Origin of the sequence: Cystobacter fuscus (assembly GCF_002305875.1) — a bacterium.
GTDB lineage: Bacteria > Myxococcota > Myxococcia > Myxococcales > Myxococcaceae > Cystobacter > Cystobacter fuscus_A.
Genome location: NZ_CP022098.1, coordinates 7139790 through 7159565, shown reverse-complemented (window position 1 = coordinate 7159565; position 19776 = coordinate 7139790). Strand labels below are relative to the sequence as shown.

General features: G+C 69.3%; 2 protein-coding genes. One reads left to right on the top strand and one right to left on the bottom strand.

All coding sequences use genetic code 11. The features are described from left to right. The first annotated feature begins 101 nt into the window (after positions 1 to 101). Positions 102 to 18782: a non-ribosomal peptide synthase/polyketide synthase gene (locus tag CYFUS_RS29080; protein ID WP_095988189.1), complete on the top strand. Its 18681-nt coding sequence runs from the start codon at positions 102 to 104 to the stop codon at positions 18780 to 18782. Here the strand turns inward: CYFUS_RS29080 and CYFUS_RS29075 are convergent. After that, on the bottom strand, positions 18697 to 19728 hold the full coding sequence (locus tag CYFUS_RS29075) for a fatty acid desaturase family protein (RefSeq protein ID WP_095988188.1): 1032 nt from the start codon (positions 19726 to 19728) through the stop codon (positions 18697 to 18699). The genes CYFUS_RS29080 and CYFUS_RS29075 overlap by 86 nt on opposite strands. Positions 19729 to 19776: the final 48 nt, after the last annotated feature.

Sequence of the window (19776 nt, the reverse complement as noted above, 5' to 3'; positions counted from 1 at the left end):
CAGCCATCTCCCCTGAAATGTATGTCTGTCTTTGAGCCGATCCGAGGGATTGGCCCTTGGCGGATGCTCTCGAATTCTTTGGTTGCCGGGCCCTTCATCCAATGACTGTTTCGTCTCGTCCTTCTCCTGTCTCGCTCATCGATGTCCTTCAGCAGGCTGCCCTCGAGAAAGGTGAGCGGCCCCTGCTCACCTTCCTTGGAGAGTCCGAGGGCGAGGACGAGCTGCTCGGTGGTGGTGAGTTGGACCGGCGTGCGCGGCGAATCGCGGCGGCGCTTCAAGCCATGGGCGCGCAGGGGGAGCGCGTCCTCCTGCTCTATCCGCCCGGGCTCGAGTACATCGCGGGCTTCTTCGGGTGTCTCTACGCCGGGGCGATCGCGGTCCCGGCCTATCCGCCGGATCCGATGCGGCTCGAGCGCACCCTGCCGCGGCTGCGCGCCATCGTCCAGGATGCCCAGGCCACCGTGGTGCTCACCACCTCCGGCATTCTTTCCCTGTCGGAGCTGTTCTTCGAGCAGGCGCCGGACTTCAAGGAACTGCGCTGGATGGCCTCGGATGAGCTGCCCGCCGGGACCGAGGACTCCTGGCGCCGGCCGGAGGTGGCAACGCGGACCCTCGCCTTCCTCCAGTACACCTCGGGCTCCACGGGGACGCCCAAGGGGGTGATGCTCACCCACGGCAATCTGTTGCACAACCTGGAGTTGATCTCCCACGCCTTCCAGGTCCGCCCTGGAAGCTCCGGGGTCATCTGGCTGCCGCCCTACCACGACATGGGCCTCATCGGCGGCATCCTCCAGCCGATCTATGGCGCGTTCCCGGTCACGCTGATGTCGCCGCTGACGTTCCTCAAACAGCCATTTCGTTGGCTCGAGGCCATCTCGCGCTTCGAGGCCACCATCAGCGGAGGGCCCAACTTCGCCTATGACCTGTGCGTGCGGAAGATCTCCCCGGAGCAGCGCCGCTCGTTGGACCTGAGCAGCTGGGAGCTGGCCTTCAGCGGCGCGGAGCCCATCCGCCCGGAGACCCTGGACCGCTTCACCGAGGCCTTTGGTCCCTGCGGCTTCCGCCGGGAGAGCTTCTACCCCTGCTATGGCCTGGCCGAGGCAACGCTCATCGTCTCGGGCGGAAATCCGGCGGAGGTGCCCATCCTGAACACGGTGGACGCCAAGGCGCTGGAGCGCAACCGGGCGGACGCGGCGCGGCCCGGGGAGGTCGGGGCTCGCACCCTGGTGGGTTGTGGCCAGCGCCTGCTGGATCAGGAACTCGCCGTCGTCCATCCCGAAACGCTGACGCGCTGCCCTCCTGGCACGGTGGGCGAGATCTGGGTGAGGGGGGCGAGCGTGGCCCAGGGCTACTGGCGCAAGCCCGAAGAGACCGAGCGCGCCTTCGGGGCACGGCTGGTGGGAGGCGAGGGGCCGTTCCTGCGCACCGGGGACCTGGGGTTCCTCTCCGGCGCGGAGCTGTTCGTCACCGGCCGGAGCAAGGATCTCATCATCATCCGCGGACGGAACCACTATCCGCAGGACATCGAGCTGACGGTGGAGCGGAGCCACCCGGCGCTGAGGCCCGGGTGCGGTGCGGCGTTCGCGATCGAGGTGGATGGAGAAGAGCAGCTCGTCGTCGTTCAGGAGATCGACCCGCGCCAGCAACCCAGCGCTCCGGACGAGATCGTGGAGATCGTCCGCAAGCGCGTGGCCGAGGAGCATGACGCGCCTCTGCACGGGCTGGTGCTGCTCGAGCCCGGAAGCATTCCCAAGACCTCCAGTGGGAAGATCCAGCGCCATGCCTGCCGGGCCGGCTTCCGAGACGGGACGCTGCGGCAGGTGCTGAGCTGGACGCGAACCGAGAGCCCCGGGCCCGCCGCCGACGCCCCGGTGCGCGTGCTCACGGCGGACGCGAGCACGGAAGAGCTCCAGGGCTGGCTGACGGAGCAGGTCGCCGCGCGACTCCGGGTCCGCCCGGAGTCCCTGGATCCGGCGGAGCCTCTCACCCGTCAGGGGCTGGACTCCCTCGCCTCCGCGGAGCTGGCCCACGAGATCGAGCGTGAGCTGGGCCTCGCGATGCCGATGTCCGCCCTGCTCGAGGCGCCCAGCCTGGCGGAGCTGGCGCGACAGCTGTCGAACCTGCGCGCGGCGGGCTCGCGCGAGCGACCGCACGCGCTGATCCCCACCTCACTCGAACAGCCGGCGCCGCTGTCGTTCGCCCAGCAGCGGCTGTGGTTCCTGGAGCAGCTCGCGCCAGGGAGCCCGTTCTACAACATCCCCGCGGCGCTCCGGATGCAGGGGCCGCTCGATGAACAGGCATTGACGCAGGGCTTGGAGGAGCTGACGCGGCGGCATGGCGCGCTGAGGACGTGCATCGAGGTAGGAGGGGATGGGCCCGTGCAGCGCGTCCTGCCCGAGCGGCCATTGCCTCTGGCGCGGGTGGATCTCACCGCGCTCCCCGCGACCGCTCGGGAGGCGGAGCTGCTGCGCCGGGCTGGCGAGGAGGCGCGGAGGCCCTTCACGTTGAGCCAGGGTCCCCTGCTGCGCGTCAGCCTCTTCCGCCTGGACGAGCGCGAGCACCTGCTGCTGATGGTGGTGCACCACATCATCGCGGATGGCTGGTCGATGGGCGTGCTCGTCCGGGAGCTCGCCGCGCTGTACGAGGCCATGCTCGCGGGTCGTCCCTCTCCGCTTCCGGAGCCCACCCTCCAATACGTGGACTACGCTCGGTGGCAGCGGGACGCGCGGTGGTCCGAGGGCCTGGGAGAGCACCTGGCGTACTGGCGCCGGCAGCTCGATGGCGCGCCCAGGGTCCTGGCGCTCCCGACGGATCGTCCGCGTCCCGCAGTGGAGACGCATGGGGGCGCGAGCATCCCCGTCCGGTTGTCGCGGGCGCTCTCGGAGGCACTCCTGGCCCTGGGCCGGCGAGAGGGCGTGACACCCTTCATGCTGCTGCTGGCGGGTTTCCAGGCGGTGCTGTCGCGCTGGTCTGGTCAGGAAGACGTCAGCGTGGGCACGCCCGTCGCGGGTCGGGGCCGGGCGGGTCTGGAGGGGCTGGTCGGCATCTTCGTCAACACCCTCGTCCTTCGCACGAGCCTGTCCGGTGATCCCAGCTTCCGTGAGCTGCTCGGCCGGGTGCGCGAGGCGACGCTGGGGGCCTATGCCCACCAGGACGTGCCCTTCGAACGGCTGGTGGAAGAGCTGCGGCCAGAGCGGGATCTGGCTCACTCGCCGCTGTTCCAGGTCATGCTCGCCTTCCAGCAGGATCCGCTGTCGGAGCTCCAGATGCAGGGGCTCTCCTTGCGGACGCTCGACGTGGAGACCGGGACAGCCAAGTTCGAGCTGACCCTCTCCCTCGCCGAAACGGCGGAGGGGTTCGGGGGCACGCTGGAATACAACACGGACCTGTTCGACGCGGGGACGGCGGCGCGGCTGGTGGAGCACCTGGGCACGTTGCTGGAGGCCGCGGTGGCGGCTCCGGAGCGGCGCCTGTCCACGCTGCCGCTGTTGACGGCGGACGAGCGCCAGCGGCTGCTGGTTGACTGGAACGACACGCGCAGGCAGGTGTCTCCGGCGGCGAGCATCCACCAGCTCTTCGAGGCCCAGGCGGCCCGGACGCCGGAGGCTGTCGCGGTGGTGTCGGGTGACGAGCACCTCACCTACCGGGAGTTGCAGCAGCGAGCCCGCCAGCTGGCGTGGCACCTGAAGGAGCTGGGCGTGGGGCCGGAGAGCGTGGTGGGCTTGTACGCCCCGCGCTCACTGGAGCTGGTGGTGGGGTTGCTGGGCATCCTGGGAGCGGGGGGTGCCTACCTGCCGTTGGATCCGGCGTACCCGAGGGAGCGGTTGGGCTACGTGCTGGAGGACTCCGGAGCCCGGGTGGTGGTGACGCAGGGACGGGTGGCTGGGACGCTGCCAGCAGTGGGCGTGCGCACGGTGCTGCTGGAGTCGGTACCGGTGGGAACCGGGTCGCGCCCGCCGCACCCGGCGGTGGGTCCGGAGACACTCGCCTATGCGCTCTACACGTCGGGCTCGACGGGCAGGCCCAAGGGCGTGCTCATCGAGCAGCGCAGCGTGCTCAACTTCTTCGAGGCGATGGATGAGCGCCTGGGCAGCGCACCCGGCGTGTGGCTGGCGGTCACCAGCATCTCCTTCGACATCTCCGTGCTCGAGCTGTTGTGGACGCTGACGCGGGGCTTCCAGGTGGTGCTGCAGGACGAGGTGTTGGACGTGCCGGCACTGGCGGCGAGGCTGCGGGAGCAGCACGCCACCCACCTGCAGTGCACGCCCTCGCTGGCGCGGGCGTTGGCCCTGGTGCCCGAGGCGGCCGCGGCGCTCAAGGGATTGCGGATGATGTTGGTGGGCGGTGAGGCACTGCCGGTGCCCCTGGCACGGCAGCTCCACCAGCTCGTGCCGGGTGGGCTGTTGAACATGTATGGACCCACGGAGACGACGGTCTGGTCCACCACCCACCGCGTGAGGGAAAGCGAGGAGGGCACGGTGTCCATCGGGACGCCCGTGGCCAACACGCGGCTGTACATCCTGGACAGGCACCAGCAGCCGGTGCCGGTGGGCATCGCCGGGGAGTTGTACATCGCGGGGGACGGCGTCGCGCGGGGTTACCTGGCCCGGCCGGAGCTCACCGCGGAGCGTTTCGTCCCCGAGCCGCTGGGCGGCGAGCCCGGGGCGAGGATGTACCGCACGGGAGACTTGGCGCGCTGGAAGGCGGATGGCACGGTGGAATTCATCGGCCGGGCCGACAACCAGGTGAAGGTGCGAGGCTTCCGCATCGAGCTGGGAGAGGTGGAGGCGGCGCTGGCGCTCCACCCGTCGGTGCGCGAGGTGGTGGTGGCCGCCAGGCAGGACTCGTCCGGCTCGGCGTGGCTGGTGGCGTACGTGGTGGCGCGGAGTGGACAGGAGCTGGGCACCGCGGAGCTGCGCGCCTTCGCCCGGCAGCGACTGCCCGAGGCGATGGTGCCCTCCGTCTTCATGACGCTCGAGGCACTGCCGCTGACGCCCAACGGCAAGGTGGACAGGAAGGCCCTGCCGGTACCGGGAGCCCACGCGGAGGAGAAGGCCTTCATCGCGCCGCGACCGGGCACGCAGGAAACCCTGGCCGCCCTCTGGCGGGAGCTGTTGGGACTGGAGCGGGTGGGGGCCGGAGACGACTTCTTCGAGTTGGGAGGCCACTCCCTGCTGGCCACGCAGCTGGCCTCGCGACTGCGTGGGGCCTTCCAGGTGGAGTTGCCGCTGAGGGTGCTGTTCGAGGCCTCCAACCTGGCGGCCCAGGCGGAGCGAATCGACGCGGCTCCGCGGAGCGCGTTGGCACGGCCCCTGGTGCCCCAGCCGCGTACCGGCAAGTTGCCGCTGTCCTTCGCCCAGCAGCGCTTGTGGTTCCTGGAGCAGTTGGAGCCCGGCGGGAGCGTGTACACCCTGGCCGGAGCGGTGCGGCTGGAGGGCACGCTGGAGGTGGAGGCGCTGGAGCGCGCGCTGGGTGCCCTGGTGGAGCGCCATGAGGCACTGCGCACGGTGTTCCAGTCCGAGGGAGGCGAGCCGCACCAGGTCATCCGCGCCGCGGGCGCCTTCACCCTGCCACGGGTGGAGCTCGGGGCCCTGGCGGAGCACGAGCGGGAAGGAGCGGTGCGGCGACTGGCCGAAGAGGAGGCGCAACGCCCCTTCAACCTCGCGGCGGGCCCCCTGCTGCGCGCCACGCTGCTGCGCCTGTCGGGCACGCGGCACGTGCTGCTGGTGGCGATGCACCACATCATCTCGGACGGCTGGTCCATGGGCGTGCTGGTGCGGGAGGTGGCGGCACTCTACGCGGGCTTCGTCTCCGGGAGTGCGCCCCGGCTGCCTCCTCTACCTGTCCAGTACGCCGACTACTCCCTCTGGCAGCGCGAGTGGCTGCGGGGCGAGGTGCTCCAGGTCCAGCTCGAGTACTGGAAGCAGCAGCTCGCTGGGGCGCCACAGCTCCTGAACCTCCCCACCGACCGGCCGCGCCCCGCGATCCAGTCCTTGCGCGGCGCCATGCTGCCAGTCCGCCTCTCGAGGACCCTGTCCGACGCCCTGAAGTCCTTCGGCCAGAAGCACGGCGCCACGCCCTTCATGGTGCTGATGGCCGCCTTCCAGGCGCTGCTGCACCGCTACTCGGGCCAGGACGACCTCTGCGTGGGCACGCCCATCGCTGGCCGCAACCGTTCCGAGATCGAGGGCCTGATCGGCTTCTTCGTCAACACCCTGGTCCTCCGCGCCCGCATCTCCACTGGCTCTTCCTTCCTCGATCTGCTCCAGGAGGTTCGTGACGTCACCCTGGGCGCCTACGCCCACCAGGACATTCCCTTCGAGAAGCTCGTGGAGGAACTGCGGCCAGTCCGCAGCCGGGGCCACTCGCCGCTGTTCCAGGTGATGCTGGAACTGCACGAGGACTTCCAGGCGGAGCAGAGCCTGCCGGGGCTGACCCTTCGACCGTTGGAGGTGGAGCGGCACACCGCGAAGTTCGATCTGAGCTTCTCCCTGACTGAAACGGCGGAGGGGTTCGGGGGCACGCTGGAATACAACACGGACCTGTTCGACACGGGGACGGCGGCGCGGCTGGTGGAGCACCTGGGCACGTTGCTGGAGGCCGCGGTGGCGGCTCCGGAGCAGCGCCTGTCCACGCTGCCGCTGCTGACGACGGCTGAGCGCCAGCGGCTGCTGGTTGACTGGAACGACACACGCAGGCAGGTGTCTCCGGCGGCGAGCATCCACCAGCTCTTCGAGGCCCAGGCGGCCCGCACGCCAGAGGCCATCGCGGTGGTGTCGGGCGACGAGCACCTCACCTACCGGGAGTTGCAGCAGCGAGCCCGCCAGCTGGCGTGGCACCTGAAGGAGTTGGGCGTGGGGCCGGAGAGCGTGGTGGGCTTGTACGCCCAGCGCTCATTGGAGCTGGTGGTGGGGTTGCTGGGCATCCTGGGAGCGGGGGGTGCCTACCTGCCGTTGGATCCGGCGTACCCGAGGGAGCGGCTGGGCTACGTGCTGGAGGACTCCGGGGCCCGGGTGGTGGTGACACAGGGACGGGTGGCCGGGACGTTGCCGGCGATGAACGTGCGCACGGTGCTGCTGGAGTCGGTGCTGGAGTCGGTACCGGTGGGAGCCGAGCCGCGCCCGCCGCACCCGGCGGTGGGTCCGGAGACACTCGCCTATGCGCTCTACACGTCGGGCTCGACGGGGCGGCCCAAGGGCGTGCTCATCGAGCAGCGCAATGTGCTCAACTTCTTCGAGGCGATGGATGAGCGCCTGGGCAGCACGCCCGGTGTGTGGCTGGCGGTCACCAGCATCTCCTTCGACATCTCCGTGCTCGAGCTGTTGTGGACGCTGACACGGGGCTTCCAGGTGGTGCTGCAGGACGAGATGCTGGACGTGCTGGCACTGGCGGCGAGGCTGCGGGAGCAGCGCGCCACCCACCTGCAGTGCACGCCCTCGCTGGCGCGGGTGTTGGCCCTGGTGCCCGAGGCGGCCGAGGCGCTCAAGGGGCTGCGGATGATGTTGGTGGGCGGTGAGGCACTGCCGGTGCCCCTGGCGCGGCAGCTCCACCAGCTCGTGCCGGGTGGGCTGTTGAACATGTATGGCCCCACGGAGACGACGGTCTGGTCCACCACCCACCGCGTGCGGGAAACCGAGGAAGGCACGGTGTCCATCGGCACGCCGGTGGCCAATACGCGGCTGTACCTCCTGGACAAGTACTTGCAGCCAGTGCCCGTGGGCGTTCCCGGGGAGTTGTACATCGCGGGGGATGGCGTCGCGCGGGGCTACCTGGCCCGGCCGGAGCTCACCGCGGAGCGTTTCGTACCCGAGCCGCTGGGGGGAGAGCCCGGGGCGAGGATGTACCGCACGGGAGACCTGGCGCGCTGGAAGGCGGATGGCACGGTGGAGTTCATCGGCCGGGCCGACAACCAGGTGAAGGTGCGAGGCTTCCGCATCGAGCTGGGAGAGGTGGAGGCGGCGCTGGCGCTCCACCCGTCGGTGCGCGAGGTGGTGGTGGCCGCCAGGCAGGACTCGTCCGGCTCGGCGTGGCTGGTGGCGTACGTGGTAGCGCGGAGTGGACAGGAGCTGGGCACCACGGAGCTGCGTGCCTTCGCCCGGCAGCGACTGCCCGAGGCGATGGTGCCCTCCGTCTTCATGACGCTCGAGGCACTGCCGCTGACGCCCAACGGCAAGGTGGACAGGAAGGCCCTGCCGGTACCGGGAGCCCACGCGGAGGAGAAGGCCTTCATCGCGCCGCGACCGGGCACGCAGGAAACCCTGGCCGCCCTCTGGCGGGAGCTGTTGGGACTGGAGCGGGTGGGGGCCGGAGACGACTTCTTCGAGTTGGGAGGCCACTCCCTGCTGGCCACGCAGCTGGCCTCGCGGCTGCGTGGGGCCTTCCAGGTGGAGCTGCCGCTGAGGGTGCTGTTCGAGGCCTCCATTCTGGCGGCCCAGGCGGAGCGAATCGACGCGGCGCCGCGGAGCGCGGTGGCACGGCCCCTGGTGCCCCAGCCGCGCACCGGCAAGTTGCCGCTGTCCTTCGCCCAGCAGCGCTTGTGGTTCCTGGAGCAGTTGGAGCCCGGCGGGAGCGTGTACACCCTGGCCGGCGCGGTGCGGCTGGAGGGCGCGCTGGAGGTGGAGGCACTGGAGCGCGCGCTGGGTGCCCTGGTGGAGCGCCATGAGGCACTGCGCACGGTGTTCCAGTCCGAGGGAGGCGAGCCGCACCAGGTCATCCGCGCCGCGGGCGCCTTCGCCCTGCCACGGGTGGAGCTCGGGGCCCTGGCGGAGCACGAGCGGGAAGGAGCGGTGCGGCGACTGGCCGAAGAGGAGGCGCAACGCCCCTTCAACCTCGCGGCGGGCCCGATGCTGCGCGCCACGCTGTTGCGTCTGTCGGGCACGCGGCACGTGCTGCTGGTGGCGATGCACCACATCATCTCGGACGGCTGGTCCATGGGCGTGCTGGTGCGGGAGGTGGCGGCACTCTACGCGGGCTTCGTCTCCGGGAGTGCGCCCCGGTTGCCTCCTCTACCTGTCCAGTACGCCGACTACTCCCTCTGGCAGCGCGAGTGGTTGCGGGGCGAGGTGCTTGCCCAGCAGGTGGATTGGTGGAAGCAGCAACTCCTCGGTGCTCCTCATGCGCTGGAGCTGCCCACCGACTTCCCTCGTCCCCCGGTGCTCTCCACCCGTGGGGCCACCGTGCCAGTGCGCCTGTCTCGCGAGCTGAGTAACGCCCTCGAGCGCCTGGCCCAACGTGAGGGGGCCACGCCCTTCATGCTGCTGTTGGCGGCCTTCCAACTGTTGCTCTCGCGCTACAGCGGGCAGGATGACGTCCTCGTCGGCTCGCCCATCGCTGGCCGTCGTCATGCGGAGACCGAGGGACTCATCGGCTTCTTCGTCAACACCCTCGTGCTCCGTGCTCGCATGGACGGCCAGCACACCTTCCGCCAGTTCCTCGCGCGGGTGCGCGAGTCCACCCTCGGTGCCTTCGAGCACCAGGACGTCCCCTTCGAGAAGCTCGTCGAGGAGCTCCAGCCCCGGCGCGACCTGAGCCGCTCTCCGCTCTTCCAGGCCTTCTTCGCGCTGCAGAACGAGCCGGTGCGGGCCCTGGCCCTGGACACGTTGTCCCTGCACCCCCTGGCGCAGCCGGACGCGACCACCGTCAAGTTCGAGCTCTCCCTCATGCTCGACGAGTCTCCGGACGGTTTCCTCGGCACACTCCGGTACAGCGCCGAGCTGTTCTCGCCGGCCACCGCCAGCCGCATGGCGCGGCACTTCGAGGTGCTGCTGGAGGCCATCACCTCCCAGCCGGATCTGCGCCTGTCCGCGTTGCCCCTGCTGACACCCGAGGAGCAGCGGCTGCTGCTGCGCGCCTGGAACGACACCGGCGCGGAGGCTGTTCCCGACTCCTGCTTCCACCTCGCCTTCGAGCAGCGGGCCGCCCTGGTCCCGGACGCGCCCGCGGTGCGCTTCGAGGACTCGGTGCTCTCGTTCTCCGAGCTCAATGCCCGCGCCAACCAGCTCGCCTGGCACTTGCGCTCGCTGGGTGTCGGACCCGACGTCCGTGTTGCCCTCTGTTTCGAGCGCTCCGTGGACATGGTCGTCGCGCTGCTCGGAGTGATGAAGGCGGGCGGCGCCTACGTTCCGCTGGATCCGGCCTGGCCCGTCCAGCGCCAGTCCTTCACGATCCAGGACTGCGCCGCCACCGTCCTGCTCACGCACCGGCGGCTCGTGTCGAGCTGGTCGCTGGCCGGTACTCACGTGCTGTACCTCGATGATGCCGCGGGGGCCTTGAGCACGATGCCCACGCGAGATCTGGCACCGGCTGCTTCGCCCGACCATCTCGCCTACGTCATCTACACGTCTGGTTCCACCGGCACGCCCAAGGGCGTCATGGTGCAGCACCGCTCGGTGCTCAACCTCCACCGCGCCTTGCGACGGAGCGTCTACGCCGGCCTGCGCGCGGGTTCCCGCGTGACCGTCAATGCGCCCCTGGCCTTCGACGGCTCCGTCAAGCAGCTCGTCCAGTTGCTCGACGGTCACTGCCTGTGCATTGTCCCCGACGCCATCCGTCAGGATCCGGAGGCGATGGTGACGTGGCTGCGGCGGTACCGGGTGGATGCGGTGGACTGCACGCCCTCGCTGTTGCGGCTGATGCTCCAGGCGGGTCTGCTGGAAGGTCCCGCCGCGCCCTCCCTGTTGGTACCTGGCGGCGAGGCCCTGGATGAGGCCACCTGGCAGACGCTGGCCGCCTCCGAGCACACGCGCACCTTCAACGTCTACGGCCCCACCGAGTGCACCGTCGACGCGACGGCCTTCGCCGTCCAGCCGGGCACACGGCCCTCGCTGGGCGGACCGCTGCTCAACGTGCGGATCTACGTCCTGGACTCGCACCTGCGACCGGTACCCCTGGGCGTGCCTGGCGAACTCTTCATCTCGGGTGCGGGACTGGCGCGTGGCTATCTGGGCCGCCCGGACCTGACCGCCGAGCGCTTCGTCCCCAACCCCTTCGGCTCCGTGCCCGGTGCGCGCATGTACCGCACCGGCGATCTCGTGCGCTTACGCGAGGGCGTCCTGGAGTATCTGGGGCGCACCGACCATCAGGTGAAGGTGCGTGGCTTCCGCATCGAGCTGGGTGAGATCGAGACCGCGCTCCGGGACCACGAGGCGGTGCGGCACGCGGCCGTGCTGGTTCGCGAGGACGTGCCGGGAAACAAGTACATCGTGGGCTATGTGGTTTCGTCGCGGCCGGACGGGGCCGATGCGAGGGAATTGCAGGCGCACCTGCGGCGGCAGCTGCCGGAATACATGGTGCCGAGCGTCATCGTGTTTCTCGAGGCGCTGCCGCTGACGCCGAACGGGAAGATCGATCGGCGGGCGTTGCCGATGCCGGATGAGGTGGGTCTGGCGAATGAGTATGTGGCGCCGAGGACGCCGGGCGAAGTGTCACTCGCGCGTGTCTGGCAGGAGGTGCTGAAGGTCGAGCGGGTGGGAGTCCACGACAACTTCTTCGAGTTGGGAGGCCACTCGCTGCTCGCGACGCAGGTGGTGTCCCGGATTCGCAAGACGCTGGGCATCGAGCTGGAGCTGCGTGCGCTCTTCGAGGCACCCACGGTGGAGCAACTCGCGGCGCGTCTGGAGATGACGGTTGCGCATGCCGCACCTCCACCGATTGTCGCGGAGGCGGCCAGCGGGGGCCCGGTGCCGGCGTCGTTCGCCCAGGAGCGCCTGTGGTTCCTGGATCAGCTGGGGCCAGGGAGCGCGGTGTACAACATCCCGGCGGCGCTGCGACTGGAAGGAAAGCTGGAGGCGGACGCACTGGCGAGGAGCTTGTGGGAGGTGATGAGCCGGCACGAGTCGCTGCGGACGACGTTCGCCCAGGATGGGGAGGGCAGGGTGGTATCCGTGCTGCGCCAGGAGCCGCTGGGAAGCCTGGGGCGCGAGGACCTGCGCGGCGTGGCGGACCTACAAGCCCGGGTGAGGGCCGAGGTGGAGCGCGAGGCGAAGACGCCGTTCGACTTGAAGAACGGACCGCTGGTGAGAGCACGCCTGCTGGAGGTGTCGGAGCAGGAGCACGTGCTGCTCTTCACGATGCATCACATCGTGAGCGACGCGTGGTCGCTGGGCGTGCTGGTGCGCGAGGTGATGGAGCTGTACGAGGCGTTCGCCCAGGGCCGTGCCTCGCCGCTCGAGCCGCTGGCCATCCAGTACGCGGACTACGCGGTGTGGCAGAGGAGGTGGTTGTCGGGAGCGGAGCTGGACAGGCAGGTGGGGTACTGGAAGAGACACCTGGAGGGGGCACCAGCGGCGCTGGAGCTACCGACGGACAAGCCGCGTCCACCCGTGCAGACGTTCAACGGAGCGAGCCTCAAGCGAGCGCTGGGCCAGGAGCTGTCAGCGGGCATCGACGCGCTGAGCCAGAAGCTGGGCGCCACCCCGTTCATGACGTTGCTGTCGGCGTTCTCGGTGCTGCTGGGCCGCTACAGCAACCAGCGGGAGGTGGTGGTGGGTACGCCCATCGCCAACCGCACGCGAGCGGAGACGGAGCCGTTGATTGGCTTCTTCGCGAACACGCTGGCGCTGCGCACGGATTTGTCGGGCGAGCCGAGCTTCGCGCAGTTGGTGGGGCGGGTGAAGGAGGCGACGCTGGGGGCCTACGCCCACCAGGATCTGCCCTTCGAGAAGGTGGTGGAGGCGCTCAACGTGCCTCGGGACATGAGCCGCTCGCCCGTGTTCCAGGTGATGTTCACGCTTCAGAATGCATCGGAGACCGACTTCGCGCTTCCAGAGCTCCGGGTGAGCCCGCTTCACGCCGACTCCGGCACGTCGAAGTTCGATCTGATGCTCTACATCGCGCCCACCCGGGCCGGGTACGCCACCCATTGGGAGTTCAACTCGGACCTCTTCGAGCCATCCTTCATCGAGAGCCTCGCGAGCCACTTCGAAAGGTTCATCGAAGGCGTCCTGGTCCGTTCCGACACGTCCGTGTACGCCGTGCCGCTCCTGTCCAGGGAAGAACGGCGCAAGATTGTCGGCGAGTGGAACGCGACGGCGACAGACTTCCGGAACCTTCCGGTGCACGCGCTCTTCGAAGAGGCGGCGCATCGCTTCCCCGAGGTGCTCGCCGCGATCTTCGACGAGAAGTCGATGACGTACGCGCAGCTGCACCGTCGCTCGAATCAGCTGGCCCGCTACCTCCAGAAGCTTGGCGTCACTCCGCACTCGCTCGTGGGCATGTGCCTCGAACGGTCGCTCGAGGTCCCCATCGCGGTGCTTGGAATCCTCAAGGCGGGCGCGGCCTATGTTCCGCTGGATCCGACCTATCCCGCCGAGCGGCTGCGCTTCATGGCGGAGGATGCGCGCGCGCCGGTGCTCGTGACGCAGACGTCGCTCCGCGAGCGGGTGGAGGGAAGCGATGCGCACATCATCTGCCTGGATGACTGCGCCGAGGTGTGGCGCGAGTCCGACGCGGATCTCCCCCTGCAGGTGGACACCTCGGGGCTGTGCTACGTGCTGTACACGTCGGGCTCGACGGGACGTCCGAAGGGGGCGGCGCTCACCCATGAGACGCTGACGAACCTCGTGCAATGGCAGCTCACCGAGTCGAAGCTGGGCCCGGGGGACCGCACCCTGCAGTTCTCCCCGCTGAGCTTCGACGTCTCCTTCGACGAGATGCTCTCGACGTGGGCGGCGGGCGGCACGCTCGTGCTCGTGAGCGAGGAGACGCGCCGGGACCCGCGCCGTCTGGTGGACGTGCTGGTGCGGGACGAGGTGGCGCGAATCTTCATTCCCTTCGTGGCGCTGCGGGGTATCGCCGAGGCCGCGGGGGAGAGGGCCTCGCGGACGTACCTGCGGGAGGTCGTCTGCGGAGGCGAGCAATTGCAGGTGACGCCCGAGGTGGTGGGGCTGTTCCGGCAGTTGCCGGGCTCGCTGCTGCACAACCAGTATGGCCCCACCGAGACGCACTTCGTCACCGGGCATCGACTCGAGGGCGACCCGACGCAGTGGCCCAAGCTGCCGCCGATTGGAAAGCCCCTCTTCAACACGCAGATGTACGTGCTGGACGGTCACCTGGAGCCGGTGCCCGTTGGCGTGCGCGGAGACTTGTACATCGCGGGCGTGCACCTGGCGCGGTGCTACTGGCAGCGAGGGGATTTGACCGCCGACCGCTTCCTGCCGAACCCGTTCAGCGAGGCGCCTGGCGCGCGCATGTACCGGACGGGAGACGTGGCGCGGTACCTGCCCGATGGCAGCATCGAGTTCCTCGGGCGCTCCGACCATCAGGTGAAGGTGCGAGGCTTCCGCATCGAGCTCGCGGAGGTCGAAGCCGCCCTCATGGCAATCGACTCGGTCGGCACGGCCACGGTGGTGGCGAGAGAGGACAGGCCGGGGCTGAAGCAACTGGTCGGGTATGTCGTCCCGAAGCCGGGCGTGTCGCTGCAGATCTCGGAGCTGCGCGAGGGGTTGAAGCAGCGGCTGCCGGAGTACATGGTGCCGAGCGCGTTCGCGGTGTTGGAGCGGATGCCGCTGACGCCCAGCGGGAAGATCGACCGGCGGGCGTTGCCGATGCCGGATGAGGCGGGCCTGGCGAGTGAGTATGTGGCGCCGAGGACGCCGGGAGAGGTGTCACTCGCTCGCGTCTGGCAGGAGGTGCTGAAGGTCGAGCGGGTGGGAGTCCACGACAACTTCTTCGAGTTGGGAGGCCACTCGTTGCTCGCGACGCAGGTGGTATCCCGGATTCGCAAGACGCTGGGCATCGAGCTGGAGCTGCGTGCGCTCTTCGAGGCACCCACGGTGGAGCAGCTCGCGACGCGGCTCGAGAGCGAGGGGGCGGGGAGCACCGTGGCCCCGCCGATTGTCGCGGGGGCGGCCAGCGGGGGCCCGGTGCCGGCGTCGTTCGCCCAGGAGCGCCTGTGGTTCCTGGATCAGCTGGAGCCGGGGGGCGCGGCATACAACATCCCGGCGGCGCTGCGGCTGGAAGGGAAGCTGGAGGCCGACGCACTGGCGAGGAGCTTGTGGGAGGTGATGAGCCGGCACGAGTCGCTGCGGACGACGTTCGCCCAGGATGGGGAGGGCAGGGTGGTGGTCGTGCCGCACCAGGAGCCGCTGGGAGGCCTGGTACGAGAGGACTTGCGCGGAGTGGCGGACCCACGGGCCCGGGTGAGGGCCGAGGCGGAGCGCGAGGCGAAGACGCCGTTCGACTTGAAGAACGGGCCGTTGGTGAGAGCGCGCCTGCTGGAGGTGTCGGAGCAGGAGCACGTGCTGCTCTTCACGATGCATCACATCGTGAGCGACGCGTGGTCGCTGGGCGTGTTGGTGCGCGAGGTGATGGAGCTGTACGAGGCGTTCGCCCAGGGCCGACCCTCGCCTCTGGAGCCGCTGGCCATCCAGTACACGGACTACGCGGTGTGGCAGAGGGGATGGCTGTCGGGAGCGGAGCTGGACAGGCAGGTGGGGTACTGGAAGAGGCACCTGGAGGGGGCGCCGACGGCGTTGGAGCTGCCGACGGACAAGCCGCGTCCGCCCGTGCAGACGTTCAACGGAGCCAGCCTCAAGCGAGCGCTGGGCCAGGAACTGTCAGCGGGACTCGACGCGCTGAGCCAGAAGCTAGGCGCCACCCCGTTCATGACGTTGCTGTCGGCGTTCTCGGTGCTGCTGGGCCGCTACAGCAACCAGCGGGAAGTGGTGGTGGGCACGCCCATCGCCAACCGCACGCGGGCGGAGACGGAGCCGTTGATTGGCTTCTTCGTGAACACGCTGGCGCTGCGCACGGATTTGTCGGGTGAGCCGAGCTTCGCGCAGTTGGTGGGGCGGGTGAAGGAGGCGACGCTGGGGGCCTACGCCCACCAGGATCTGCCCTTCGAGAAGGTGGTGGAGGCGCTCAACGTGCCTCGGGACATGAGCCGCTCGCCCGTGTTCCAGGTGATGTTCACGCTTCAGAACGCGCCGCTTCCCGCCGCCCACCTCCCAGGACTCCTCGTGGAGCCCCTGCCGGTGGAGGGTGGCACCGCCAAGTTCGATCTCACCCTCATCGTCGCCGAGCAGCCCGACGGGTTCCACCTCACCGCCGAGTACTGCTCCGCCCTCTTCGACGCATCCACCATCTCCCGCCTGCTGGCCCACCTTCATACGCTCCTCGAAGGTGCTGTCGCCCACCCCGACGTGCGCCTCTCCGAGCTCCCCCTCCTCGTCGCGGAAGAGCGCCAGCAGATCCTCACCGGGTGGAACGGGGCGCGGGCCGACTACCCGCGTGACGCCTGCCTCCACACGTTCATCGAAGCCCAGGTGGAGCGCACGCCGGACGCGGTGGCACTCGTCTTCGGTGACGAGCACCTCACCTATCGGCAGCTCGACGCGCGAGCCAATCAGCTCGCGTGGCACCTGCGCTCGTGGGGCGTGGGCCCGGAGGTGCGCGTGGGCCTCTTCCTGGAGCGCTCCCTGGAGATGGTGGTGGCCCTGCTCGCCACGCTGAAGGCGGGTGGAGCCTATGTTCCGCTCGACCCCGACCATCCGGCGCAGCGACTGACCTGGATGCTCGAGGACGCGCGTCCCGGGGTGTTGCTGGCCCAGGAGCGGCTGCTGCCGCGCCTGCCGCCCCATGAAGCCCGGCTGCTCTGCCTGGACACACGGTGGGACGAGGTCGCCTTCCAGCCACGGCATGCGCCGCCGCCGCTCGCCACCGCCGACGCCCTGGCCTATGTCATCTTCACCTCCGGCTCCACCGGCAGGCCGAAGGGCGCCATGAATGCCCACCGCGGGGTGGTGAACCGGCTGTTGTGGATGCAGCAGACGTTCGATCTGCGGCCGGGTGACATCGTCCTCCAGAAGACCCCCTTCAGCTTCGACGTGTCCGTCTGGGAGTTCTTCTGGCCGCTGATGACGGGCGCGCGGCTCGTCATCGCGCGGCCGCGTGGACACCAGGAGCCCGCCTACCTGGCGCGGCTCATCGCCGAGACCGGCATCACCACCGTGCATTTCGTGCCCTCCATGCTCCAGGTCTTCCTGGAGGAGCCCTCGGTGGAGCAGTGCACCTCACTGCGACGCATGGTGATCAGTGGCGAGGCCCTGCCGCTGGAACTCGCCGAGCGTTGCCAGCGGCGGCTGCCCTGGGCCGGGCTGCACAACCTCTACGGCCCCACCGAGGCCGCCGTGGACGTCACCTGGTACACGTGCGTGCCGGACGAGCCGCGGCGCTCGGTGCCCATTGGCCGGCCCCTGGCCAATACGCAGATCCGCCTGCTGGATGCGCACCTGCGGCCGGTTCCCCTCGGCGTGCCCGGGGAGCTGTTCATCGGGGGGGTGCAGGTGGGGCGCGGCTATTTCGCCCGGCCGGAGCTGACGGCCGAGCGCTTCATCCCGGATGCCTTCGGCGACACGCCGGGGGCGCGGCTGTACCGCACGGGTGACGTGGCCCGCTGGTTGCCGGACGGCAACATCGAGTACCTGGGGCGCGCCGACTTCCAGGTGAAGGTGCGCGGCCTGCGCATCGAGCTGGGCGAGATCGAGGCGACGCTGGAGCAGCACCCCGCCGTGCAGCAGGCGGTGGTGGTCGCGCGAGAGGGGGCCACCGGTGACAAGCGGCTGGTGGCCTACGTGGTGGCGCGAGGTGGCCCGGAGGCGGTGGAGGTGGGTGCCCTGCGCTCGCGCCTCCACGAGAAGTTGCCCGAGTACATGGTGCCCTCGGCCTTCGTCGTGCTGGAGGCCCTGCCCCTGACGCCCAGCGGCAAGGTGGATCGCAAGGCGCTGCCCGCCCCCGAACCCACCAGCCCCGTCACCAACTACGTGACTCCGAGCACTTCGACCGAAAGGTCGCTCGTGCGCATCTGGCAGGAGGTGTTGAAGGTCGAGCACGTCGGGATGCAGGACAACTTCTTCGATCTGGGGGGCCACTCGCTGCTCGCGGCGCAGCTCATGGCGCGCATCATCCGGGAACTCGGAGGCCGGCTTTCCATCAAGGATCTGTTCGAGGCTCCAACGCCCGCGAGCCTGGTGGCGCGGATGGACGCGCTGCCCGAGCCTGACTCCACGACGAATCCCATCGAGCTTCGTTCGGGTCCCCAGCGGCCCCTGTTCCTCGTTCACGCGGTGGGCGGCGGTGTCTCGCCGTACATGGCACTCGCACGCCAGCTGTCCGACGAACAGGCCGTGTACGCGTTCCAGGCGAGAGGCTTGGACGGTGCGGAGGGGCCGCTCGACACCGTGGAGGCGATGGCCTCGCAGTACATCAAGGAGATGCGCGAGGTTCAGCCGGAAGGCCCCTTCCGGCTCGGCGGCTGGTCGATGGGCGGTGTCGTCGCGTTCGAGATGGCCCGCCAGCTCGTGGCGTTGGGGCAGCGCGTGGATCTCCTGGTCCTGCTCGATCCGTCCTCACCCGAGGCTCACGCCGAGGCCCGTGACCAGCACTGGCCGTTGGGCGAGTACCTCGCCGACCTCGCGCGCTCGCGCGGAACACCGCTGCCGTGGACGGCGGACGAGATCCGCCAGCTCATCGCCCACGAGGATCGGGAGGCGATCGCGCTCCAGGCCGCCCGGAAGGAGGGCCTGGTCCCGCTCGAGCTGACGACGGAGCAACTGAACGCGCGCGTGGCGGTGTTCGAAGCGAACCGCCGCGCGCTGGTGACGTACCGCCCCTCCCAGAGGCTGGCCAGCGACCTCGTCCTGCTGCGTCCCGAGAACTCAGGCTCCGCGCATCCGTGGGCCGACTGGATTCAGGGCGCCGTCACGATCGAGCCGGTGCCTGGGGATCACTACTCGATGCTTCGTTCGGCAGGCCCGTCGCTCCGACGACTCCTTCGGGCACCGTGAGCGCCTGGCCCTGGGCTCGCTTCGCCGCGAGCCCAGCGGCCACCTCCGGGTAGAAGATTGGCAGGTTGACGTAGTGGATCAGCGGAACGATCCGCCGATCCGCCGGAAGCTCCGCGGTCAAGGCCGGGAGCTTCAGCCAGTGGACCGCCGGGCGCAGGTGATGTTCCTGGTGGTAGCCGAGGTTGAACGTCAGCAGGTTGTACAGGGTTCCGTAGCAGCTGACCGAGTCCCGCTTCTTGTCGCTGGGATCGGTCGCACCCCAGTGCTGGATGTAGTTTTCGGCCTGGCGCAGCGCGCCGATGAGATAGGTCACCGGGAGGAAATAGAAGAAGAAGAACCGCCAATCGATCAAGCACAGCACCAGGCGGAAGCCAGCCCAGGCCGCGACATCGAGCATCACGGCCCGGCGGACGGTGGGGTCCTGCATCCGTTTGAAGATGTGGAGCGCCGATTCCGGAGTCTTGGGCGCCGCGAACGCGGCCAGGCGCTCGACGGGCCATCGCTTGAGGAGGATCAGGAGGATCAGATACTTCGCGCCGAGGGACTCGAACACGAACGTCACGTACGCGAGGAGTTGCTGGTGGAGCGGCCGCTTGACACCGAGGATGGCGAGGACGGAGGCGTCGTTCCATTCGCCCACGGTGGCATGGTGAAGCCCATGGGCCAGATTGTAGATTGTCTTTGGATTGCCCCCCATGGAGAAGCCCATGCTGGTGGCCACGTTCAGCCAGCGCGCCCGGAAGAACGGCGTGTGGTAGTGGTTGTGGTTCGCGCCACCGTTCTGCAGTGACATCGCGAACAGCACCGGGATCAAGGCCACGAGCGCGACCGGGGACAGCCTTTTGTACTCATACGCGAGCGTGAGATAGATCGCCGTATGTAAAGGAATGACCGCGACGTTCAGGATGTCCCAACGGGAAAATCGGAAAAAGCGGCTTTCAGACATGCCACATCCTTTTCGGCTTCTCGAAATCGTTCCTGATCAGGCGTTACC

What these genes read in the sequence shown, in the direction of transcription:
- CYFUS_RS29080 (WP_095988189.1), top strand. Translation starts at nt 102, where the DNA reads ATGACTGTTTCGTCTCGTCCTTCTCCTGTCTCGCTCATCGATGTCCTT.
- CYFUS_RS29075 (WP_095988188.1), bottom strand. Translation starts at nt 19,728, where the DNA reads ATGTCTGAAAGCCGCTTTTTCCGATTTTCCCGTTGGGACATCCTGAAC.